A 21,968-nucleotide genomic window follows, 5' to 3' on the forward strand; every position below is an offset into this window, starting at 1 on the left:
GCTCCGCTTCGTGAGGCTGCCACAGCCGGTAGAGGCACCTCCACATCGCCGGTTCGTCCGGCCGCTCGTCGATGTACTCCACCGTGAGCCCGGCCGCGCGCGCTCCCACGTTGCCTATGGCGCTCAGGTTCCGAACGGACGTCGCGGTGGTTCAAGTGCGAGCTGTGTCGGTTTTCCTAAGCTTCGACGGCAGAGGGAACACCCGGGCTGTTCCTGGACGGGTAAACATCAAAGACGAGAAGCTCGTGAACCAAGAGAATTCCGGCCGCGTGGCCGTCATCGCAGGTACCGGCGCCGACATGGACAGCCCCAACGGGGTGATCGGCCGTGTGCGGATCGGGCGTGCCCAGGGCCGCCGGATCAAGGTGATCGTTTGTCACCGGGTCACCTCGGTGTTCGTCAGCACCAACAACGCCCAGACCAGCAGGGGCGCGTGGCGGGCCACCATCCGGACAGCCGCGCTCCACTGGAGCCCGCTCGCTGCTGATCAGCCGGTTCCACGCCTTCTGCGCACCGAGCCCGGACGCGGCTGGGCGACCCATAGGTCTGACGCAAAGACAGCCATCCTCACTTTTAGACCCCTTTAGTACAAAAGCGTAATCAGCTCCTTGATCGTCGAGGAGCTGATTTTCTGAAATCCGGTGGTCGGACAAGGCTGCCGTGGAAAGCGGAGACATGATGGGCAAGAGTCCTTATGACTATGTCGTGGTGGGAGCGGGGACAGCGGGATGCGTGATTGCCTCCCGACTTTCGGAACGCCCCGGTGTGAGGGTGTTGCTGCTGGAGGCCGGAGCCCGGGACGCAACCGAGACGATGGCATCTCCTTGGGGCTTCCTGGGGTTCGACCCGTCATCCCTCTGGCTGGGCGCCTCGACCGTGCAGGCCGGTACAGGCAGGGCCGCTGACGTGCTGCGCGGCAAAGCGCTCGGGGGATCGTCGAGCATCAACGGCCTCTACCACCTGCGGGGGCACCGCTCCGGTTACGACGAATGGCCCGGCCTCGGTGCTCAGGGCTGGGGTTTCGACGATCTGCTGCCCTATTTCCGCCGCAGCGAGAGCGCTCGCAGCCGTGATGCCTCCGTGCGGGGCACGGACGGGCCGGTCGTGGTCGCCCCGGTCCTGGAACCCCATCCCCTGGCCACGGCGGGCGTCGACGCCGCGGTGGAGGCTGGGTTCGCATGCGTCGATGACATCGGCGGCGGGCTGGAGATCGGGTTCGGGTGGAGTGACATGAATCTGCCCGGCGGTGCCCGCCAGAGCGCGGCCGACGCCTACATCCGTCCGTTCCTCGACCGGCCGAACCTGGACGTCGTCACGGACGCGACCGTGCAGCGGCTGCGCACCACCGCGGGCCGCTGCACCGGCGTCGAGTACACCATTGGTGGGGAGCACCTGTCCGTCGATGGCGCCGAGGTGGTACTGACCGCGGGGGCCATCGGTTCCGCACACCTCCTGATGCTGTCAGGGATCGGCCCGGCACAGCACCTTGAGGAACACGGTATCGACGTCGTCGCCGACCTGCCGGGAGTGGGCTCCCATCTGCAGGACCATCCGATGGCGGGCGTGGTGTACGAGGCCATCCAGCCCGTACCGTTCGTTCCTGCCAACCCGCCGGCCGAAATGATGGGCCTGCTGTACAGCGACCATGCCGCGGCCCGGCCGGACCTTCAGGTCTACATCGTCGCCGCACCGCTCCCGTCGGCATGGGGGCAGCCGCCAGCCAACGGCTACTCCATTGCTTTCTCCGCGATGGCTCCGCACAGCAGCGGCACCGTGCGCCTGGCGGACGCCGATCCCGGCAGCGCTCCCGTCGTCGACCCCGGCTACCTGAGCGACGACCGTGATCTGGAGGTCATGCGCAAGGGCTTGGCCCTGGCACGCCGCATCGGGGAGGCCGACGCGTTCGCCGACTGGCGCAAGCAGGAAGCGGTGCCGGGTTCCGGGACGAGCGGCGAATCCGTGGACGAGTTCATCCGCAAGGCCACCGGCCCCTACTTCCACTTCACCGGCACCTGCCGCATGGGAACCGACGCCGATGCCGTCGTCGACCCTGCGAACCTTCGCGTGCACGGGATAGCCGGACTGCGGGTCGCCGATGCCTCGGTGATGCCGTCCATTCCCTCGGCCAACACCAACGCGACCGTCTACGCCATCGCCGAACGGGCTGCCGAACTGATCGACTGAGCCTTCTTCAGCGCCCACGGCGCTTCCACAACGCGCTCATCCCCGACGCCTGGACCGCCGGCAGCTGGTCGGAGTCTTCGACCAGCTGCCGGCATCCTGCTTGCCGAGGCGGGCAGCAAGCACCACCCAATGGTGAGCCGCGGGGCGGTGGATCACCTCTCAGTCGCCGGGAAGCGCCGAGTTCCTGAAGTCCGAGGGCCACGCGGGCACCGCCGGCGAGGTCACCCAGATCCGCGCCCTCATCGGCAGCATCTCGCCCAGGTCACATGCCCAGGCCGCCCACAGCGCCGGCCTGCCTTGCCCGGGACACGAGTTGGCGGCATCCGCTGAACTGCGGTCGTACCTTTGGTCACGCGCTTTCGGCCGGCCCGTGGCCCGGCAGGTGCCTGTTCGGCGAGAGCGAGGCTGCTCCGGTCGAGCGGGCGTACTCGGTGGGAGTCTGACCGTAGTGGTTCTTGAAGGTCCGGGTGAAGTGGCTGCTGTCCGCGAACTGCCAGTGTGCGGCGAGTTCCGAGATACTCAGGCGACCTGACGGCGCGGTGAGGGCGAGCCGGGCCTCTTGCAGTCGCCGGTGGCGGATGTAGGTGGCCACCTGTTCTCCCACCGCGGCGAATGCCCGGTGCAGCGTACGGACGGAGATGTTGAGTTCACGCGCAAGCATCGCAGGAGAAAGTTCGGGATCAGCGAGCCGGCGGTCCGCGAGGTCCTTGGCTGCCTGGGTGAGCGCGGGAGCCAGCCGGGGTTCTACGTCGTCGAACCGGCCCTTCGCCACCGCCTTGGCCAGCTCGATCAGGGCGCCGTGGGTGGCTTCCACACCGGCTGGGCCGAGGTCGGCCACAGTTGTGTGGATCATGTCCGTGAGGGCCGTCAGCAGGCGTATCTCGGCCGAGTCCGCCGGCCCGGTGATGACCCGGTTCCCGAGCAGGGGTTTGAGCTCGCCGGGGGGCAGGACTAAGAACTTCGCCGTGAGGTGCGCCGACGTTTCGAAGGCCGTCAGGCGCCCGACGTGCCGGACGAGGAACTGCCCGGCCGATACGGTCTGCTCGCCGCGACCGGGCGGCCCGCCCAGCGTCCATGCGCCGCGCTGCACTACGTACATGGCCACCAGATCCTGATCGCCGCCTGGGGCGTCCGCGGTCCGGGTTGCCGACGCGGCGTGAAGATCGGCGATCGCCGCGCCGTGCACCTTGGCCACGTTGCCCTTGACCCGGAAGTCACCGATCGTGTCCGGGCTGAAGGCCGGCAGTTGGAAGACATCGTCGCCGATCTGCGTCTGCCACCCGCGCCGGAAGGCGTCGAGTCCCCACGGTGCGGCGTCCGGGGCGGTCGAGTCCACTGCGAGCACCCCGCGCGCGCCGTCGACCCCCGCTCCAGTACTGTGCATGACTCTCTGATCCCCTCACCGTCATTGCTTCAACGCCATCCTGTGGTGCTCGTGTTCCGCAGTACGTCGCCATGGCTCATGTGGGCACCGTGCCAATCTTCCTACAGACGACCCGCTTGGCAGCGGTCGAGGGGCAGAGCTGATGCGCTCTGATTCGGCGAGATGAGCTGATCGCCTGCGTACGTGCCGCCGTGGTCGGTTCGCCCAGTTCGGCAACGAGAGACGCGACCCCTGATGAGCAAGCTTCTCGAAACTGCGCGGACACCGATTCCCCTGCCCGGAACCGTCACAGCTCACCTGCCTGGCGGACGTGTTGGGCCGGATACCCCGGTCCCCGCCGGGTCCGGGGCCGCCGCTACCGCCTAATCCGTAGTTGAGGACGTGCCGATGGAGCGGATGCTGCTCGGGATGTTCGAGCACGGGGCTGCGATGCCTCCGGCCAGGAGATGGAGACAGCGGCAGCGTGACATCCGATCAGCGGGACCGAATGCGCTGTCAGTATCGGGTGACATGCTCTGCCATCATGAACAAACAGCAGTTCTGGCAGCTCATCGCGGCAGCACGCAACCAGGCGCTCGACCCGAATGAGAGCGGGACGGTCGCTCGCGAGGCAACCTCACTGCTTGCCACCCGTCCGGCCGAGGAGATCGTCGCCGCCCAGCAGGTGTTGTGGGACCTGATGGCCGACTCCTACACGAACCCTTTGTGGGCCGCTGCCTACGTCATCAACGGCGGCTGCTCCGACGACGGCTTCGACTACTTCCGCGGTTGGCTGATCGCACAGGGGTGTGAGGTCTTCGAGCGCATAGTCTCTGAGCCTGACGCCCTCGCACAACTGCCCATCGTGCAAGCCTCGGCGGCCGACGGCCTGGACCTGGACGGTGAGGAAGTGCTGAGCATCGCCTGGAACGCCCACAACATGGCGACTGGTGAGCAGCTCCCTGCCGACGCATTGACGATCCGATACCCGGAGCTAGACCCTGCCTGGGACTTCGACTTCGACGACCGAGGAGAGATGACCCGCCGCCTGCCACGCTTGGCCGCTCTCCATCTGGAGTAAGTCACCTGGTCGGTCACCAAACGGTGTTCGAAGGTCTCATCCCGACGACTTGACGAGTGAGCAACGTGAGGTGTCTGGGCTCCCTGCCCGCGCTGTGCATGGTCGCCGTCCTCGGCGGAGCCACGTCCCTGGCGGCCATCGCCCGCTTCGCCGCCGATACCGACTCCGACCTGCGCGGACAACTCGGACTGACCTCCAGCACGCCGAACGCCTCCACGCTGGGACGACTTCTGGCCCGCTTGGACGGCGACGCCCTGGACGACGCCGTGGGCGCCTGGCTCGCCCGGTACGCCGCCACCGGTCGACGAACCCGGTGACACCCTGGTCGGTCTGGCCGTCGACGGCAAGACCGTGCGAGGACCCCGCACCGACGGCGCAGCCGTCCACCTGCTCGCCTCCGCACTCCACGCCTGCCGGACCGTGATCGCCCAGCGCCAGATCGCCGCGAACGCGGGGGACTCACGGTCCAGCGCCGACATCAACACCATCGGGAGACCGGCAACTGCCCGCCGGTCCAGCATCAGTGAGCCGCGCCGACCCGGGGCACGTCCAGGACCTGTCCGGCCGATCGCGCACACACGCGGGGTGTGGCACGCACAGCTGCGACTTGTCGTCGGCCACCTGCCTGGACGCGGCGGGACTGTCACACCTCCCTGCCATGCTGTGACCCATGACAGCAGCCAAGGATTCGCCCGCTTCCGCCACCCCAACGGCCACCATGGACGCCCTGTTATGGCGGTGGGTGGATCACGTCAATCGGAACGGTGAGAAGGGAATGACGCGGCCGGAATGGTTCGCGTGCGTCGGAGAGTTGGAACTCGCGGAGTACGTCACCTGGTACGGGATGGCGACCACCGGTCGATGGGGTCATGGCGGCCTGCTCTCCGACCCCAGCAGGGCTCCGGTGTACGCGGGCTTCTACTGGTCTCAGGTGGGCGACGAACCGGCGGTGGCCCGGGTCAGCATGGTCGTCCTGCCGCTGGCGGATCCCGCCCGGATCGTCGCGGCCGACTGGACCGACGGATACAACGGCTACGAACCGGCGGCGCTGGACGGATACGCCGTCCTGTGCGGCGATCCGTTCGATCCGCTGCACGTCGACGGCCGCGATGCCGAGGCCGATCTCCGCGAGGCCGAGCGGATCATCGCGGCCGGCGACGGCCAGGGCCGCCGGGTCAACTACGCCGAGATCGTCACCGATCCGGACCGCGGTGGCAACGCCCTGTTCTTCCCGGTCAATGAGGAGGAACGAGACGGCTACGAGGCACTGGAGGAGGACGGAACGGTCGTCTGCCTCGCCTTCATCGCCTACGACTTCGCCTACTAGCGTGATGCGCCTGCAAATTCAGGCGCATCACACCAGCGGCCTGTGCCGGAGTCTCGTCGTCTTCGGCGCGCCCTGCGTGCGTGCTTCTGGACCACGTTCCGTCCGTACCGTGAGCACGATCACAGCCTAATTCGAGGGGTCCCTCATGTTAGTCTTGATGTATGAGTCACCAGCACGTCCTGTCCGCGCCCCAGGCGCCGGCCAAACCGCTGCGCCGCGACGCGCAGCGCAACAGGGACGCGATCGTGGCCGCTGCCCGCAAGGCTTTCGCCGAGCAGGGGCTGGACGCTTCCCTGGAGGGTGTTGCCCGCGAGGCGGGTGTCGCGATCGGCACGGTCTACCGGCACTTCCCGCGCCGGCTCGACCTGGTCGAGGAGCTCTTCACCGCGAAGTTCACGGATCTGCTCGCTGCGGCCGAAGATGCCGCGGCCATGGACGACGCCTGGGAGGGGTTCTGCTCCTACCTGGAAAAGCTCTGTGAACTGCAGGCCTGTGACCGGGCCTTCAACGACCTGGTCTCGGCCCGCCTGCCCGTCCACGCGCTCGGCAGGGGAATGTTCGAGCGCACGGAGGAATGGGTCGCTCAGATCTTCCGGAACGCCCAGGAGCAGGGCGTCCTGCGTGACGATGTCACTCCGGAGGACGTCGCTTTCGTGATCTGGTCCCAGGTCGGGATCATCCAGGCCACCCGTGCCGTCGCTCCCCACGCCTGGCGCCGCCATCTCCACCTGCTGCTCGACGCCTTCCGCGCCGAGTGTGCCCACGAACTGCCCGAACCCCCGCTGACCCCTCAGCAGTTCGCGCAGACCCTCACCACTCTCGAGTGCCCCGAAGAGGAGTGCCGCGAGTGCCGTGAGGAGGCATGAGCCGCGGCTGACGAGGTCGTGCAACACGGCATGCAGCGGGACATGCGGCGGGCCCGGTGCCGCCGTCGGCATCCGGGCCCTCAGTCCCACGGGGGCGTCACCGTCCAGGGGGATGGTGTTCAGTTTGGGGTTCCCCCGGTGTGCGGGAGGTGCTGATCAGCTGGTCAGGGCGGGTTGACGGGGTTTCAGGCTCGTTCGTTCGGCCGTTGCCTGGTCGGCGTAGTGCTTCTCCTTGAACTCGATCGGGCTGAGGTAGCCGAGCCGCTTCTGGATGCGCCGGGAGTTATAGAAGCCGTCGATGTACTCGAACAGAGCGAGATTCGCCTCGGCGCGGGTGGCGAAGACGCGCCCGCGGATGCACTCCGTCTTGATGATCATCCACAGGTTCTCCGCGAGGGCGTTGTCGTAAGAGTCCCCGACTGAGCCCATGGACGCGTGAACTCCCGCTCGCACCAAGCGAGTTGTCAGCTTCACGGACGTGTACTGACAGCCGTGGTCGGCGTGGTGGACGAGCGTGCCGGGCTCGACCTCGCGGGAGGCGAGGGCGTACTCGAGGGTGGTCAGGACCAGGTCGGCGTCCGCGCGGGCGGAGGTCTCCCAGGCGACCACCCGGCGGGAGAACGCGTCCCGGATCGCCGAGAGCCACAAGGGCCCCTCACCGGTGGTGATCATGGTGAGGTCGGTGACCCACAGCCGGTTCGGCGCGGGTGCGGTGAAGTCCCGCTCGACCAGGTCCGGGGCGAGTGTGGCCTTGGGATCGCGGCGTGTGAAGGCGCTTCGGCGTGGGCTGATGCCCGCGATCTCGGCCTCGCGCATCAGGCGCTCGACCCGTTTGCGGCCCACGTGGACGCCCTCGCGCTTGAGCAGGGCGTGCACGCGCGGCGAGCCGTAGATCCCGCCCGAGTCGGCGTGGATCTCCTTGATCTGCTCGGTGAGTTCCACGTCGCGGCGCCGGCGTTCGCACGGCTCGCGCTCGGCACGACGCCAGCGGTAGTACGTCGAGGAGGCGATGGAGAGTTCCCGGAGTACGCACTCGACTCCCAGGTGCGGGTGCTCGTCAACGAGCGCCGTCACCTGGGCCGGGTCGGGTCGAGCTGCGCCGCGAAAAAAGCCGAGGCCGTCCGCAGGACCTCGTTGGCCCGCTTGAGCTGGACGTTCTCCTTGCGCAGCGCGGCGAGCTCGGCGCGTTCATCGGTGGTCAGCCGGTCGTCGCGCTCGCCGGCGTCCGCCTCGGCCTGGCGGATCCAGCCGCGCAGGGCCTCGGGGTGGACGCCGAGGTCGACGGCGAGCTTCTTGATCTGCGGCTTGGGGTCGGAGGTGCGGTACATCCGTACCGCACGCTCACGCAACTCCAGCGAGTACTTTCTGGGAGCGGCCATGGTCGATGTTCCTCTCATGAGTCCCATCTGACCCTCTGTCAATACACTCCGCATCTCGGGGGAACCTCAGTTTTCCGCCAGCAGCTGTGCCAGTTCGGCGTCCAGGTCGAACCGGCTGGATTCGGTCCCCGGCGGCACCGCGGACCGCGTTTCGCGCAGGAAGGATTCCACGCTCTGCGCGGGGAATTCGAGCAGGGCTGATCCTGCAGGCGAACTGAGAACCATGCGCACCACATCGCGTCCCGAGTCACTGGTCGGCCACATGCGCACGTCTGCGTGCCCGGTGTGCTCGCTCAGAGCCTGAGCCACCATGTCGCGGCTGAGGAACCACTCGACCGTTCCGCTCTGGTCCAGGGGGTGGAAGACGGCACGCACGGCATAGGGGTCATCCGCGTCGTACTGCAGTGCTGCAGGTATCGACACCGACAGGTCGTGCGACAAGACGAGCCGCACGGGCAGCTCGTGTGCCACGGTTCTGACCGATCTCACTGTCCCTCACTTTCATGTCCCCGCTCGCCCGGCACTGCGATGGCTCCCTGTGTGCTTCGAGGCGCGGGGGTGGCGGTACCGCCGGCGCGATCGGAAGCGCCGGTAGGCGGGAGCAGCCCACGCGGTTCCCGCGTGTTGTCCTTGTTCGCCCGGGGGGCGATTTCACCGGCTTGCGCCCGATGTCGGCTCGGCGAGCGGTCGGTTTGACGAGTCGCAACGGCGCATCCCAAAGCCGCGTCGTTGCGGCCGGTCAAACCGACCGTGCTGGCCTGCGGCCGCATCAGCGCTGGTCCGCGTACCACGCGACCTGGTCCAGGTACCAGCGCTCGGTGCTGACGCGGTACGTCGTCGCCTCCTCCCAGCGGTACCCGTCCCAGACGTACAGGTGGCTACCGTTCCAGCGCTCTTCCCCGTAGTGGCCCTGACGGTGGTCGTTCGTGTACCAGCCGCGGGGTGCGCCCCAGCTGTCGTTCTGTGCGTCGTGGTGAGTGCTCTGGTATCCGTTCGTGCGGTCGCCGCCGGTGGTGAAGGCGGTGATCGCGGTCTGCGTGTGCGTCCCGGGCGCCGAGGCCGTCGCTGCTGACGCCGTGCCGCTGACTCCGAGAAGGGCTCCGCCTGCCAGCGCCGTGGAAGCGACAGCGGTCGAGACGCGCTTGATCCACTTGTTCATGGTCATCTCCTTGTGATGTGCCGCGATTCCGTTGACCGGGCGGCCGTCCTGTCCGTGATCCGGGGAATCCGGATCGGCCGGGTGCCGAACTGCGAGGATCATCCGGAGGGGGTCCTCATGTTCGGCGTTGCCCAGCGTACTCGAGGGGGCCCTCATGTTTACGGTGAGGCTCATCACAGCACGTCGGAGGGGTCGAATGCCACGAGCAGGGCGACGACGGCCGAGGCGGCGGGCGCCCGGCCCGACCCGCAGGAACGGGCACCCGGGACCCGGGGCGCCGACGCCAAGCGCGCGCCGGGAGCCGCCGGGATCAGGCGCCGCCTGCGCCGCGACCTGCGCATCGGGGATGTCGTCCGACATCACCGCTCGGCTCTCCCGCGGCCGACGCTGCCCTTGCCGAAAACCTCATCCGCTCAGGTGGAAGTCGGTGTGCGAGACGCTGGAAGGCCGCGTGCGCGGATGCTCGGATTGGTACTCTCGCGCGGCCTGCGATCACCCCGGCATGATCGCCGGTCGTGCTGCTGTGACTGGCTTGCCTGACCGTGGCGAAAGCGTTCGCCGTGCTGCGCCTGCTGCCCATGAGCGATCGGGACAAGCACACAGAGATCCTCGCCCTGCGCCATCAGATCACGGTGCTGGAGCGCCAACTCGGTGGCGAGAGGATCCGGTTCTCTCCAGGCGATCGCGCGTTCCTGGCAGCGTTGCTGCACGGCCTGCCCTCGGAGGTGCTGCGCAGGATTCGGCTGGTGGTGCGTCCGGACACGGTGCTGCGCCGGCACCGTGATCTGGTCGCGCGCCGCCACGCTGCGCGCTCCCGGCCCAAGCGGCCGGGGAGGCCGCGGACCGTGCGCTCCGTCCGGCTGCTGGTGCTGCGGCTCGCCCGCGAGAACTCCAACTGGGGATATCGCCGTATCCACGGCGAACTCCTCGTTCTGGGCGTCGGGGTGGCAGCCTCCACCGTCTGGGAGATCCTCCAGGAAGCCGGGATCGATCCGGCACCCGAGCGTGCTACGAGCACGGGGGCGGACTTCCGGCGCTCCCAGGCCGACGCCCTGCTGGCGTGTGACTTCCTGGAAACGGTCACCTTGCCCGGGGCGCGCATGTATGTGTTCGCGGTGATCGAGCACGCCAGCCACCGGATCCGGATCCTCGGCGCCACCGCGCACCCCACCGCCAGGTGGGTGACGCAAGCCGCGAAGAACCTTGTCATGAACCTCGAAGACGCCGGCTGCCGGGCCAGGTTGCTGATCCGGGACCGGGACGGGAAGTTTCCCGGCCTGTTCGACGCCGTCCTCAACGATGCGGGGATCGAGGTAGTACTCAGCGGAGTACGGATGCCTCGCATGAACTCGATCATGGAACGGTGGGTGCCGACCTGCCGGCGCGAGCTGTTGGACCGCACCCTGATCCGGAACCAACACCACCTGCTCCACGCGCTACGCGGGTTCGAGAGGTTGAGCTGCCACCGGGTGATCTCGCAGTCCCGCATATGTCCCTTATTGTGGCTTTTGATGTCGTGTCTCGGCGGATGGGACGGAGTTGGGCCGTGGCGTTCGCGGAGTCGGCCGGCGGTGGTGAGTCGATGCCCTCTCCCGAGCCGGCCCCGGAGTCCGAGCGACGGTTCTGGGCACCGCTGCTGGCGGTGTGCGCCGGGTATTTCATGGTGATCCTGGATGTGACGGCCATCAACGTCGCCGTGCCGGTGATCGGCCGCGAACTGTCGGCCTCGCTCACCGGCATCCAGTGGATCACCGATGGGTACACCCTGGTCTTCGCCGGGTTCCTGCTGACCGGTGGCGCGCTCGGTGACCGGCTGGGCAACCGTCGGGTCTTCTGCACGGGCGTGGCGGTGTTCACTCTGTCCTCGGCCGCGTGCGCGCTCGCGCCGGGCGCCCCGTCCCTGGTTGCGGCCCGGTTGGTGGAGGGGCTCGGTGCGGCTCTGATCGTGCCCGGTTCCCTGGCCCTGCTCCAGCAGGCCTACTCGGCGCCGGCCGCACGCTCGCGGGCTTTCGGACTGTGGGGTTCGATGGCGGGCATCGCGGCCGCTGCTGGTCCGCTGCTGGGTGGGCTGCTCGTCTCCACGATGGGCTGGCGCTGGGTGTTCCTCATCAACCTGCCCGTCGGTGTGGCCTGCCTGGTGCTGACGCTGCGGCATGTGGCACGCTCGCCCCGGCGCGCCGCCCGGGCCCTGGACTGGCCGGCGCAGTGCGCGGTGGTGGCGGCGGTGGCGCTGCTGACCGCGGCGCTCAACGAGGCCGGGCGGCGGGGCTGGTCCGATCCGGCTGTTCTCGCTGGGGTGGGCCTGGCCGTGCTGGCCGCCGCGGCGTTCGCGGTGCGCGAGCGGCTGGCCCGCTCTCCTGTCCTTCCGCCGAGCCTGCTGTGCTCTCGTACGATGAGCGGTGGAGCCGTCATCGGCCTGCTGTTCAACTTCGGCTTCTACGGCATGCTGTTCACCGCCAGTCTGGAATTCCAGCACCAGCGCGGCTTCAGCGCCCTCGGCACCGGGCTGGCGCTGTTCCCGACGGTGGCGATGACCATGTTCGCCTCCGTCCTGTCCGGGCGGCTGACCCGCCGCACCGGCGACCGTCCACTGGTGATCTCCGGCATGCTCCTGGCTGCCCTGGGGCTGGCCGGCTGGGCCGCGGCGGGAGCCGACCCCGCCTACCCGCTGCTGCTGGCCCCGATGATGGCCGCGGGATTCGGTACCTCCTTCGCCCTCACCGGTTCAACCGCCACCGTGATGGGTGCCGCGCCTTCGGCGTACTCAGGCGCCGCCTCCGCCCTGTTCAACACCACCCGCCAGATCGGCAGCGCCACCGGCGTCGCGCTCGGCGGCAGCCTGCTCGCCACAGCCACCGACTACAACACCGGGCTGCGCACCAGCATGGCCATCGGCGCGCTCGCCTACCTGGCCGCCGCAGGCCTCGCGTGGCTGTGCGTGCCGGCGATACCGAAAATGACCTAGGACGTCTTGGGGCCGTCGGGCAGGCCAGGCAGTCTGCGACTCGCCAGCAGAAGGCTGGATGCGGAATCCGGGCCCACCGATTTCCCCGTAGTGGCGGGCCTGGCCTTGTGTGTTCAGCGGGCGAGGGTGATGGTGATGGGCTGGCGGCTGGAGGCAGCGGAGACCGCGATGAGCGCGCGCGGGTCGTCCAGGTCGTCCAGGTCGTTGGCGTAGGCCTCGCGCTCCTTGGGTGTCCAGGTGGAGGCGCCGATTGGGGGGTGCCCCTATCTGTTTGGTCAAGCCGGGTGAGGATGGTCGGCATGACGGATCGGGATCGGTTGGGGCGGACGGCGGTGCACTATGCGGCTGCCGATGGGGACGCGGATGGCCTGAGGGTGCTCTTGGCCGGAGGTGCCGCCGCGGAGGCAGTCGACGATGCGGGCTGGACGCCGCTGCATTTCGCGGCTCAGGCTCAAGCCCCATCGGTTGTCGAGGTTCTCCTGGCCGCGGGTGCGGCGGTTGATACCGCGGATCGTCATGGCAATACGCCGTTGTGGAGGGCGGTGTTCTGTTCACAGGGCGAGGGCGCGACGATCCGGCTGCTGCTGGAGGCCGGTGCCGACCCTGACCGAGACAACGGCCATGGCATGAGCCCGCGGGTGTTGGCGGTACGCATCGCCAACTATGACGTGGCTGCTCACTTGCCTGCCGGAGACGCGACTTCCTCCTAGGCTCCACCGCCCGTGGTGGCGGCTCGTAGAAGGTCCCGTCGCGGAGCATCGCGAAGAGGACATCGGCCCGGCGCCTGGCGAGGCAGAGCAGGCCCGCGATGCCGGGTCACCTAGACGAATAAGTCCGATGTCTGATCTGGTGGTTCTTGAACTTCCCGTGCGGCGGTCTGTGATCCTGGAGGGACTACGACGGAGGGAACTGCGCGTATGTCGTCCGGGTATGGCTTTCACCCGTTGTCTCTCGGTGTGAGGTTCGTGTTGGAGCTGGTGGCTCTGGGGTGCTTCGGGCTCTGGGCATGGGCTGTCGTGCCTGGTTCCCTGCGGTATGTCTGCGTGGTTGCCGTTCCCCTGATCGTGGCCGTGCTGTGGGGAGTCTTCGCCACCCCAGACGATGCATCCCGGTCCGGGGGGACGGTGATTGCGACACCTGGTCCGCTGCGGTTCCTGCTGGAGCTGGCTGTGTTCTTCGGCGGTGCGGCGGCGTTGTACGCGGCGGGATCCCGCACTCTCGCCGTGATGCTCGCCGGTGTGCTGGTCGTGTACCACCTTCTGTCGTGGGACCGGGTGTTGTGGCTGGTCAGGCATTGAGTCCGCCCCAGCCGTATCAGGTTGGCGGTGCGTTCGGGAACACACAGAGGGTGTCCAAGATCGTTGCGTGACGAATGACCTGGACACTCTGCTGACCGCGCTGTACGTGAAGGTCGATGATGAGCTGGAAGCCAGCCGTTGGATGGGTAGGCCGCCGCAGCTGACCGATGCCGAGCTGGTCACCCTCGCGGTCGCGCAGGCGCTGCTCGGCTTCCATTCCGAGACGCGCTGGTTGCGGTACGCGCACACGCACTTGGCCGCGATGTTCCCGTACCTGCCGCAGCAGTCCGGGTACAACAAGCGCCTCAAGGCGGCATTGCCACTGGTGAAGAAGGCGATACGGATGCTCGCCGTGGACACGGACTTCTGGTTCGACAACCACTGGATCGTCGACTCGACACCAGTGCCGTGTGGGATGTCCCGGCCGACAGCGATACGTTCAGAGATGGTGGGCTGGGCCGGATATGGGTATTGCGCGTCCCACTCCCGGTTCTTCTGGGGCCTACGCCTGTACCTGGTTTGCACGCCGGTTGGCATGCCAATCCTGTGGGCCCTTGCGAACCCGAAGATGGATGAGCGTGAAGTACTGCAGTCCATGCTTGACGTCGAGGCCGACCTGGTCACAGACAGGCCCGGACTCCTCCTGATCTCCGACAAGGGCTTCGCCTCCAAGGAGTTCGAGAACGATCTCGCGATGCGGGGCATCGAGCTGCTGAGGCCGTCGTTCAAGCGGGAGAAGAAGCGCAAGGGCGAGAGACTGCTCAAGTCCGTACGCCAGCTGATCGAGTCTGTGAACGACACGCTCAAGGGACAGTTGGGCCTGGAACAGCACGGCGGCCGCACTCACGAGGGTGTTGCCGTCCGCGTCGCCCAGCGCATCCTCGCCATGGCCGCCACGATCTGACACAACCACAAGGCCGGAGCACCCATCATGCGCTCCCTCATCGCATTTGATCACTGAGCACATAGGACTTGCTCGTCTAGGTGTTGCGGGTCAGGAGGTTGATGACGTTTCGCTGATCAGCGGATCTCGTTGTCGGGGTGCTCGCTGTCGTAGGTCTCACGGGCGCGGGCGATGCGGGCCCGGTGTTCGAGTGACCAGTCGGCAAGTGCCTTGACGAGGTGTGTCAGGCTCGCGCCCGTCTCGGTGAGCCGGTAGTCGACCTGGGCCGGCACGGTCGGATACACGGTCCGAAGGACCAGGCCGTCTCGCTCCAGTCGGCGCACCGTAAGGGTCAGCATGCGTTGGGAGATCCCATCGATGGCGCGCTGAAGTTGCCGGAAGCGTCGCGGGCCGTTGGCGAGCTCGACGATGACGAGGACCGACCACTTGTCACCGACCCGGTCGAGGACGTCGCGGATCCCGCAGTCGGGGTGGTCCTGCTGTCCGCAGGGTTCGAGTTCAGCGGGTTCAGCGGTTACCTCGGTGTGCGTCACTGACACGAAACTGCCTCCTTGTGGGTCGACCTGGGCCGGTTGAAGATCTCACCGTAGTTACTGAAGAGAACCACGGTAGGAGACAGAACCACAATGATCATGGTGACCGGCGCGAACGGACAGCTCGCCTCTCTCACGCTCCAGGAGTTGGCTGAGCGCCACGTGCCCGCCCTGGGCGGCACTCGATCGCCCGCAGAAGGGCAGCGGCGACTCGACTTCGACGACCCCGCGAGCCTCGACCTCACCGGCGTTTCTACGCTGGTCCTCGTCTCGGCGGGGTACGCCGAGGACGATCAGGTCATCACCCGGCACCAGGCAGCTGTAGACGCTGCGGTGCGCAATGGCGTGAGCCACGTGGTGTACACCAGCCTGGCTGGCGACGGTGACCACCTTGGCTTCGCCCTCGCCCATCGGGCCACCGAGCATCTGATCAAGTCCAGTGGACTTGGGTGGACGGTCCTGCGCAACGGGCTCTACGCCGAACTCTTCGGGGCGCTCCTGACCTGGACCGCTGACGGTGTGGAATCGGCGTTCGGCGACGGAGCGCTCGTCGCTGTGGCGCGGGCGGACCTGGCCGCGGCCGCAGCCGTCGTGGCCGGCAATCCGACCGCGCACGCCGGCAAGACCTATGACCTGGTCGGCGAACCGATCACCGCCGTCGGCATCGCCGAATCCCTCGGAGTCGCGCACCGGACCATTGGGCTCGGGGAGTACCGGGCCCAACTCCTCGCTGACGACACGCTACTGCCGTTCCAGCCGCCGATGCTCGCCTCGATCGCGACCAGTGTCCGCCACGGGTTCCTCAGCACCACCGGCCCCGACCTCGCCCAACTACTCGGCCGACCGATCACCGACCCGCTCACCGTCGCCACGGACACCGCGGCCGCGATGCGCCCCGACGCCAGCTGACGCGGATGGTTCACCGCAATGCGCCACTGTCCATCGAAGGTCGCCGTCGCCTGATCGAACGCTGCCGCACCCGGCCGATCGCGCACGTCGCCGCCGAGATGGGTATCTCCCGGGCGTGCGCCTCAAAGTGGGTTAACCGCTATCGCCAACACGGGGACCTCGGATTGTTCGACCGATCCTCGACTCCGTCCCGCCAGCCGACCGCAATCAACGCAGACGTCGTTGCGCAGATCGAGGACCTGCGACGCAGGAACAAGTGGTCCGCCTCCCGAATCGCCTTTGAGCTTCAAGAAGACGGCTGGCAGATCAGCCGCCGTACCGTCTCGCGGTACCTGCACACGCTCGGGCTGAACCATCGCCGGTTCCTCGACCCGAACGGAGAATCCAACCGCGAGCCACGGCGGATCACAGCCCGCCGGCCCGGACACATGGTCCACATCGACGTGAAGAAGGTCGGGCGGATACCCGACGGCGGCGGTTGGCGAGTCCATGGCCGAGGGAGCGCTCAAGCCAAGGCTGCCGAGCGTCGGAAGCGGAAGGGCCGGCGTGCCGGATACGCCTACCTGCACTCGGCCGTCGATGGGTACAGCCGACTCGCCTACACCGAATCGCTGAGCGATGAGAAGGCCAGCACCGCCATTGCGTTCATGCACAGAGCGCGAGCCTGGTTCGCGGCGCACGGCATCACTCGCATCGAGCGGATCGTCACCGACAACGGCTCCTGCTACCGAGCCGACGCCTTCACTCGGGCTCTCCTCGGGTCACGGCACCAGCGGATCGCTCCATACACGCCCCGCCACAACGGCAAGGTAGAGCGATACAACCGGATCCTTGCCGAGGAGTTCCTCTACGCCAGGACCTGGCAATCCGAAGACCAACGAAGCCAGGCGCTCGACATGTGGAACATCCACTACAACTACCACCGGCCCCACAGCGGCGCGGGAGGGCAACCGCCAGCTGCCCGACTACGTGACGGCGTCACCAACGTCGTGGCCTCGTACACCTAGGGGTTACCGGGACTGGCAGTCAGCCGCGGTCACGGAGGCTGGCTTCTTCGAGGTCGAGTTCGTGCTGGATCCGGCGCCGGGTGGCGTTGCTGATCTTGTTCGCTTCGTAGAGGCGCTGGAGCTCGGCCGCCTCGATGGCGATGAGTGTCCGGCGTATCTCGCGGTAGGCGTCGGCAGGACGGGCGTCCGGGTCGCTGTAGTGGGCGTCTTCAACCTGGTGGATGCGCGCTTCCAGATGACGACGGGCCTGTTTCAAGGCGGCCTCGGCGGCGGCACCCAGATCAGCGAGCTGATCCAGATCGCCAAGCTGTTTGAGCTCTTCGAGAGCGGCGTTTGCAATGTGTCGGCGGGTCCGGGCCTCCTCACGGGCGGTGCGCTCCGGTTCCAGAGCGATGCCGGAGCGGCGGACGACGGGGACCAGGGTGAAACCCTGGAAGATCAGAGTGAGCGCGATGGTCCCGGTGGTGAGCGTGAGAATGAGCGCCCGGTGCGGCAGCGGCGCCCCTGTGTGGGTGACCAGGGGGATGGAGAGCGCGGCTGCCAGCGGCATGACGCCTCGGGTGCCCGCCCAGGACAGGACAGCCGGGACGCGCCAGGAGAGGCGGTTGTCGCCCTCCCCGTGCCGGTGATGGATCAGGGCGGACAGCGGGAAGATCCACAGCAGGCGGATCGCCAGCAGAGTGAAGGCGATCACCGGCACCCACAGCGGCCAGCCGTGCTCGTCGCGCGCGAGATGACGGACGGCCGAGGGGAGCTCGAGGCCGATCAGGGCGAAGACGACGCTCTCCAGCAGGAAGGTCACGGTGTCGTAGACGGCGTGGACCTGGAGGCGGACGGGGGCGTTGCTGAGCTTGTGGCCGGTGCTGCCGAGGACGACCCCGGACACGATGACGGCGGTCACGCCGGAGGTGTGCGATTGCTCCGCGATGACGTAAGAGGCGTACGGCGTGACCAATGCGATGACGGTCTCCAGCATGGGGTCCTCGGTCCGTCTGCGGATCAGGGCCACCACTGCGGCGACCGCCGCGCCGATGAGGCCTCCTCCGCCTGCAAGGATCAGGAACTGCTCAACGGTCCCGGGCACACTGATGGCGCTGCCGGACACCGCGGTGGCCACGGCGACCTTGTACAGGACCAGTGAGGTGGCATCGTTGAACAGGCTTTCCGCCTGCACCATGGCCAACACGCGCGGTGGGAGAGACAGGCGCCGGCCAAGCGCGGTCACGGCCACGGGGTCGGTGCTGGCCAGGACAGAGCCGAGGATGAACGCGGTCGCGGCCGTGAGCGGGGTGATCGCGTGGGCCACGTACCCGACGGCGATGGCCGAGGCGAGGACCAGGCCGAAGACCAGGCCGGTCACCGGCCGCCACACGGTGCGCAGGTCGCGGACGGAGATTTCTCCGGCCGCGGCGTAGAGCAGCGGTGGCAGCACCAGCACGTTGATCACGTGAGGCGGCAGGCTCACCTCTGGAACCCAGGGCATCAGCCCCACGACCAGACCGGCAACTACGAGGAGCGAGGGGGCGGGCAAGCTCCAGCGTCGGGCACCGGTCGCCACGGCGGTGGCCAGAACCACGAGCAGCAGGATGACGGTCAGGCCGGTCATGGAGTGTCCCGGGTGGGTTACGGCTTGTTACCCCCCTGTGACCAGGTGCTTTATCAACGTAACCGACCTCGGGCGGTGATGCAGCCGACATGGAGCCGCGACCGTCCAGGGCGCGGCAGTCGTTGCGGCGGCGCACCTGCCCATGGTTCAGGCCCTGCCGGCGGTGAGCGCTCCGGGCTCGCACATGCGATCGACGATCGCCTCGCGGTCGGGGTGACTGGTGGAGAGGCGGTATTCCGGAAGCGTGCTATCCGGTGCCCGTCAACTTGTCAGCCGGTCAACTGTTCAGCGAACCCAGGAATCCCAGCAGCGTCGCATTGACCTGGTCGGAGTACTCCTCGGCGATGCAGTGGCCGCAGCCGGGCAGGATGTGTGCCGGTCCGATGCCCGGGTGAAGCGTGGGCAGGGCGGGGATCAGTTGGTCCATCCCTGGGAACCCGTAGACCAGGTCACGGTCACGGTCGCCGGTGACGTAGCGGCCGGGCATCCGGTACTGCGCGCCCTCCCACGGGGCGGTCAGCTGCCAGTTGCGGTACCAGTTGAGAGCGCTGGTGAACCCAGCTTCGGTGAACTCGGTCGCGAGCGTGTCGATGTCGGCTTCGGCGAGCCAGGAGGGAAGTTCCTCAGGGTCCTCAAAGAGGTCCAGGAATCCGTTGCCCGGTGGGACGAACGGCTCGACCTGCGGGTCGCTGTGCGGATTGTCGCCGCAGAGCCCGTACATCACGCGGCGGAAGGTGCGGTGCGGGTCCTTCGCGAGCTCGGCGGTGAGCGCATTCGACCTCGACTGACGGTGCGCCAGGCGAACCACCCCAGTTCGAATCCACCGAACCCGGGGCGGTTCACGCTGCGGAGGCGGAAGTAGGAGCGGCAGCGAGGAGCGCGGCGGCGCCAACCCCGGGGGACGACGCAGCACGTCGTAGGGGAGGAGCGGTCAGGGGTGCTAGGCGTTGCTCCACCCGGTTGTGCTGGAATACGAGTCCAGCAGGTCCACCACGAAGACCAGGGTCGAGCCCGCCGGGATCAACGGCGAGGGCGACTGATTGCCGTAGCCGAGACGCGGGGGAACGATGATCTCGCGCCGACCGCCGACCTTCATCCCCCTCACCCCCCGGTCCCAGCCCTTGATGACCTTGCCACTGCCCAGGGCGAACTTGAACGGCTGGCCCCGGTCCCAGGAGGCATCGAACTCCTTCCCGGACTCGAAGGTCACCCCGACATAGTGGACCCTGACCACCATGCCCGGCTTCACCTCAGCCCCGTCCCCGACGACCAGGTCCCGGATGGTCAGCTCGGTAGGAGCGTCACCCTCCGGAACGTCGACCTCGGGCTTCGTCAGTTCACTCATTGCAGCCTCATCACTCTCCGTCGGAAGCCGTCGCACGGACCAGCCGGACACATGGACACTCCATGCAGCAGATGGTCACGCTACCGAGAATGCCGGCCCCCGGAGCACACCAGATCCAGCGGCCACACGTGATGATCTTTCGCACAGCCGATGAACGCGACCGCCACGCACAGGTCACGCAGTAATCGCCAGAACGAGACGAGGTGCAGACGGCTGTCGGCACATTGCGAGACAGGGCCCTCCACCTTGATCGTGGACACCTCGACACTGGATTTTGAGTCCAGGGAGAGGAGTCCCGGGTGGGGACCTACAAGTACTCGGCGGAGTTCAGGGCCGACGCGGTGGCGTTGGCTCGTTCGTTGGGCCGGCCTGTCTCGCTGAGGCATGATTCGCGAATCATGAATTATGCCTCAACAGGACGTGGAGCGGCTGCGTGAGGTGTCCGTGCGGGTCTTCGGCAACCGTTACCGGGCGGAGTTGATGTGGGCGCTCGCATCGGCGGACGAGCGGGGTGTGTGCCTGGGAGACCTTGCCGCCGCCCGCAACGCACCGGCGAGTGTCTACCAGGCGCCGATCCGGGCCCTGGTGGAGGCCGGGCTGGCCGAGCGGCTGACGAGGACGCCGGGGGAGCGGCGCCGCTGGTACCGGCGCAGCGACAACGACGCGCTCTGGCAGTGTCTTGAAGGCCTGTTGAGGTGTTTGGCAGAACAGTCCGTACCCATGCGGGTTGGATAGTCGGCGGGGCCGCCGCGTGCGGCCGGAGCCCGGGGTCAGTTTCCGTCCTCGTCCTGGGCGCGTTGGTAGAGCTTGGCGATGTCGTTGTCGAAATACGCGGCATAGGAGACGTCGTCCTCGTCGCCGCCGCCTTCATGGCCGCCCAGGATGCCGATGACGGTGCCGGTGCGGCTCTTGGGGTCGTAGTTGGCGAGCCAGGGGCTGCCGCTCGTGCCGCCCTCGAAGTCGGTGCACTGGATGCGCAGTTGGGTGTCGCTGTATTTCGTGGTGCGGTTCTGGCAGGAGATCGGGGTGTCACGGCTGGTGGGGTAGCCGGTGATCTTGACTTCGTTGTTGAAGCCGCGGTCTATGCCGAGGCTGTTGCCGCCCAGGACGTCCTGGATGTTCTTGCCGTCCTTCGGGTCGACCGTGAGGAAGGCGACGTCGAGGTCCTCGTCCTGCGATTTGGCCCAGCGGTCGTCGACGACGACCTTGTTGGCCTTCCACAGGCCGGTGGGTTCGTCGCCGTTGCGGTAGCCGGGGGCGAAGACCAGGTCGTCCACCGGCTTCCCGGCGTCGGCGTCGAAGGCGCAGTGGGCCGCGGTGATCAGCATGTTCCGGCCGGGGCTCTGCACCACGCTCGCGGTGCAGAAGTGGGCGCCGTGGTCGTCCTTCTCGAAGACCGTGCCGATCCGGGCGTTCTCATCGGTCCTGCGCGGGGTGTACGCGGTGCCGTCCTGGGCGGGGGCGGTCGCCGAGGGGTCCTGGTCCTGAGGGGTCTGGCCCGGCTCGCCGGACTTGCCGTAGCTGCTGCGACCGCTGTTTCTGCTCGTGTGGGTCTCCTCCGCGGCGGAACCCACCACTGCGGCTGCCCCCACGATGACCAGCGTCAGTGCTATGCCAGCCTTCATGGAGCGAAACGGTAGCCCAGTCCGGGCATGGTGATCGGCCGGGGTGGGGCAGACGGCTGACAGGTCCCCGACCCTACTCAGGGCGGCCGCCGAGCGGGCGCACCCGGCAGCGGTACTGATGATGGGTGCCGTCGGCCTGGACGGTGAGACTGGACTGGCACTCAGAGCCGGATGCAGAAGGCTGAACCGCCCAGATCATTCGAGGAGTTCCGTTGCGGACGCCCCGCGTGTTCTTGCTGCCGCGCTCATGGCCCTCGCGGCCTTCGCCGCCGTCGGGTCGCCGGCCGCCCGCTACCGGCAGCTCCTGGCCCGCAAGTACGGCATCCTCGGCCGGCTCACGCTCTTCGGCAGCAGGCTGCGCCGGGGGCTGGACGGGACGGTCGGGATCCGCGTGACCTTGTAGCGCGGGGCCCGGAC

General features: G+C 67.8%; 24 protein-coding genes and 2 pseudogenes. 15 read left to right on the forward strand and 11 right to left on the reverse strand.

Going from position 1 to position 21,968, the window contains the following annotated elements:
• Positions 1-245: 245 nt before the first annotated feature.
• Together OG798_RS54010 and OG798_RS54015 are read left to right on the forward strand one after the other, a co-directional pair.
• Complete coding sequence (locus OG798_RS54010) at positions 246-587, forward strand: hypothetical protein (RefSeq protein WP_328755852.1); 342 nt, start codon at positions 246-248, stop codon at positions 585-587.
• 91 nt (positions 588-678) lie between these two features.
• Positions 679-2,184: a GMC family oxidoreductase gene (locus OG798_RS54015; RefSeq protein ID WP_328760220.1), complete on the forward strand. Its 1,506-nt coding sequence runs from the start codon at positions 679-681 to the stop codon at positions 2,182-2,184.
• Positions 2,185-2,533: 349 nt separating this feature from the next.
• Here the strand turns inward: OG798_RS54015 and OG798_RS54020 are convergent, their stop codons facing one another.
• The gene (locus tag OG798_RS54020) at positions 2,534-3,568 is read right to left on the reverse strand and encodes a helix-turn-helix domain-containing protein (protein WP_328755851.1); all 1,035 of its coding nucleotides are present in this window, start codon (positions 3,566-3,568) and stop codon (positions 2,534-2,536) included.
• Between the two features lie 523 nt (positions 3,569-4,091).
• Here OG798_RS54020 and OG798_RS54025 point away from each other — a divergent pair.
• The 4 genes from OG798_RS54025 (at position 4,092) to OG798_RS54040 (ending at position 6,821) form a co-directional block, all read left to right on the forward strand.
• On the forward strand, positions 4,092-4,628 hold the full coding sequence (locus OG798_RS54025) for a DUF4240 domain-containing protein (protein ID WP_121418137.1): 537 nt from the start codon (positions 4,092-4,094) through the stop codon (positions 4,626-4,628).
• A gap of 56 nt (positions 4,629-4,684) precedes the next feature.
• A complete protein-coding gene (locus OG798_RS54030) occupies positions 4,685-4,945 on the forward strand; it encodes a transposase family protein (RefSeq protein ID WP_328755849.1) in 261 nt (86 codons plus the stop codon).
• A 458-nt stretch (positions 4,946-5,403) separates the two neighbouring features.
• The gene (locus OG798_RS54035) at positions 5,404-5,955 is read left to right on the forward strand and encodes a hypothetical protein (protein ID WP_143669577.1); all 552 of its coding nucleotides are present in this window, start codon (positions 5,404-5,406) and stop codon (positions 5,953-5,955) included.
• Between the two features lie 161 nt (positions 5,956-6,116).
• Entirely contained in the window at positions 6,117-6,821 is a 705-nt protein-coding gene (locus OG798_RS54040; RefSeq protein WP_095849810.1) for a TetR/AcrR family transcriptional regulator, read from the forward strand.
• Positions 6,822-6,977: 156 nt separating this feature from the next.
• Here the strand turns inward: OG798_RS54040 and OG798_RS54045 are convergent, their stop codons facing one another.
• The 4 genes from OG798_RS54045 to OG798_RS54060 form a co-directional block, all read right to left on the reverse strand.
• Positions 6,978-7,895, reverse strand: coding sequence for an IS3 family transposase (locus tag OG798_RS54045; protein WP_328755846.1), 918 nt, complete (start codon positions 7,893-7,895; stop codon positions 6,978-6,980).
• Complete coding sequence (locus OG798_RS54050) at positions 7,892-8,200, reverse strand: transposase (RefSeq protein WP_179436216.1); 309 nt, start codon at positions 8,198-8,200, stop codon at positions 7,892-7,894. The genes OG798_RS54045 and OG798_RS54050 overlap by 4 nt, the downstream gene beginning before the upstream one ends.
• 66 nt (positions 8,201-8,266) lie before the next feature.
• The gene (locus tag OG798_RS54055; RefSeq protein ID WP_257016064.1) at positions 8,267-8,671 is read right to left on the reverse strand and encodes an SsgA family sporulation/cell division regulator; all 405 of its coding nucleotides are present in this window, start codon (positions 8,669-8,671) and stop codon (positions 8,267-8,269) included.
• 298 nt (positions 8,672-8,969) lie between these two features.
• The gene (locus OG798_RS54060) at positions 8,970-9,359 is read right to left on the reverse strand and encodes a hypothetical protein (protein ID WP_328755845.1); all 390 of its coding nucleotides are present in this window, start codon (positions 9,357-9,359) and stop codon (positions 8,970-8,972) included.
• A 578-nt stretch (positions 9,360-9,937) separates the two neighbouring features.
• On the opposite strand from OG798_RS54060, the gene OG798_RS54065 reads away from it, so the two are divergent.
• On the forward strand, positions 9,938-11,026 hold the full coding sequence (locus OG798_RS54065) for an integrase (protein ID WP_435864136.1): 1,089 nt from the start codon (positions 9,938-9,940) through the stop codon (positions 11,024-11,026).
• Positions 10,942-12,324: an MFS transporter gene (locus tag OG798_RS54070; RefSeq protein WP_328755843.1), complete on the forward strand. Its 1,383-nt coding sequence runs from the start codon at positions 10,942-10,944 to the stop codon at positions 12,322-12,324. Before OG798_RS54065 ends, OG798_RS54070 begins: the two co-directional genes overlap by 85 nt.
• Positions 12,325-12,467: 143 nt before the next feature.
• On the opposite strand, the pseudogene OG798_RS54075 reads toward OG798_RS54070, so the two are convergent.
• Positions 12,468-12,572: pseudogene (locus tag OG798_RS54075) on the reverse strand (HNH endonuclease); the annotation flags it as partial.
• 51 nt (positions 12,573-12,623) lie between these two features.
• Here OG798_RS54075 and OG798_RS54080 point away from each other — a divergent pair.
• The 3 genes from OG798_RS54080 (at position 12,624) to OG798_RS54090 (ending at position 14,526) form a co-directional block, all read left to right on the forward strand.
• Positions 12,624-13,034, forward strand: coding sequence for an ankyrin repeat domain-containing protein (locus OG798_RS54080; RefSeq protein WP_328755841.1), 411 nt, complete (start codon positions 12,624-12,626; stop codon positions 13,032-13,034).
• A gap of 207 nt (positions 13,035-13,241) precedes the next feature.
• Positions 13,242-13,622 carry a YrdB family protein gene (locus OG798_RS54085; protein ID WP_121413437.1) on the forward strand — a complete coding sequence of 127 codons (381 nt, stop codon included), beginning with the start codon at positions 13,242-13,244 and terminating at the stop codon, positions 13,620-13,622.
• 67 nt (positions 13,623-13,689) lie between these two features.
• Entirely contained in the window at positions 13,690-14,526 is an 837-nt protein-coding gene (locus tag OG798_RS54090; protein WP_328755837.1) for an IS982 family transposase, read from the forward strand.
• Between the two features lie 116 nt (positions 14,527-14,642).
• Here OG798_RS54090 and OG798_RS54095 read toward each other — a convergent pair whose 3' ends face one another.
• The gene (locus OG798_RS54095; protein WP_121413774.1) at positions 14,643-15,065 is read right to left on the reverse strand and encodes a winged helix-turn-helix transcriptional regulator; all 423 of its coding nucleotides are present in this window, start codon (positions 15,063-15,065) and stop codon (positions 14,643-14,645) included.
• Between the two features lie 87 nt (positions 15,066-15,152).
• Here OG798_RS54095 and OG798_RS54100 point away from each other — a divergent pair, with 87 nt between their 5' ends.
• Entirely contained in the window at positions 15,153-15,968 is an 816-nt protein-coding gene (locus OG798_RS54100; RefSeq protein WP_121413773.1) for an NAD(P)H-binding protein, read from the forward strand.
• A gap of 5 nt (positions 15,969-15,973) precedes the next feature.
• Positions 15,974-16,975 carry an IS481 family transposase gene (locus OG798_RS54105; RefSeq protein WP_328755836.1) on the forward strand — a complete coding sequence of 334 codons (1,002 nt, stop codon included), beginning with the start codon at positions 15,974-15,976 and terminating at the stop codon, positions 16,973-16,975.
• A gap of 19 nt (positions 16,976-16,994) precedes the next feature.
• Here the strand turns inward: OG798_RS54105 and OG798_RS54110 are convergent, their stop codons facing one another.
• The 3 genes from OG798_RS54110 to OG798_RS54120 form a co-directional block, all read right to left on the reverse strand.
• A complete protein-coding gene (locus tag OG798_RS54110; RefSeq protein WP_328755835.1) occupies positions 16,995-18,581 on the reverse strand; it encodes a Na+/H+ antiporter in 1,587 nt (528 codons plus the stop codon).
• Positions 18,582-18,858: 277 nt separating this feature from the next.
• Positions 18,859-19,389, reverse strand: a complete 531-nt coding sequence (locus OG798_RS54115) for an alpha/beta fold hydrolase (protein ID WP_328755834.1) — start codon at positions 19,387-19,389, stop codon at positions 18,859-18,861.
• Positions 19,390-19,521: 132 nt separating this feature from the next.
• A complete protein-coding gene (locus OG798_RS54120) occupies positions 19,522-19,926 on the reverse strand; it encodes an FKBP-type peptidyl-prolyl cis-trans isomerase (protein ID WP_093479447.1) in 405 nt (134 codons plus the stop codon).
• A 405-nt stretch (positions 19,927-20,331) separates the two neighbouring features.
• Here OG798_RS54120 and OG798_RS54125 point away from each other — a divergent pair, with 405 nt between their 5' ends.
• On the forward strand, positions 20,332-20,661 hold the full coding sequence (locus OG798_RS54125; protein WP_095849801.1) for a transcriptional regulator: 330 nt from the start codon (positions 20,332-20,334) through the stop codon (positions 20,659-20,661).
• A 35-nt stretch (positions 20,662-20,696) separates the two neighbouring features.
• On the opposite strand, the gene OG798_RS54130 is transcribed toward OG798_RS54125, so the two are convergent.
• Complete coding sequence (locus OG798_RS54130) at positions 20,697-21,551, reverse strand: trypsin-like serine peptidase (RefSeq protein WP_328755830.1); 855 nt, start codon at positions 21,549-21,551, stop codon at positions 20,697-20,699.
• 286 nt (positions 21,552-21,837) lie between these two features.
• On the opposite strand from OG798_RS54130, the pseudogene OG798_RS54135 reads away from it, so the two are divergent.
• Positions 21,838-21,954 (forward strand): annotated as a pseudogene (locus OG798_RS54135) (PPOX class F420-dependent oxidoreductase); the annotation flags it as partial.
• Positions 21,955-21,968: the final 14 nt, after the last annotated feature.

This window comes from Streptomyces sp. NBC_00271 (genome assembly GCF_036178845.1).
In the GTDB taxonomy this organism is placed as follows: Bacteria; Actinomycetota; Actinomycetes; order Streptomycetales; family Streptomycetaceae; genus Streptomyces.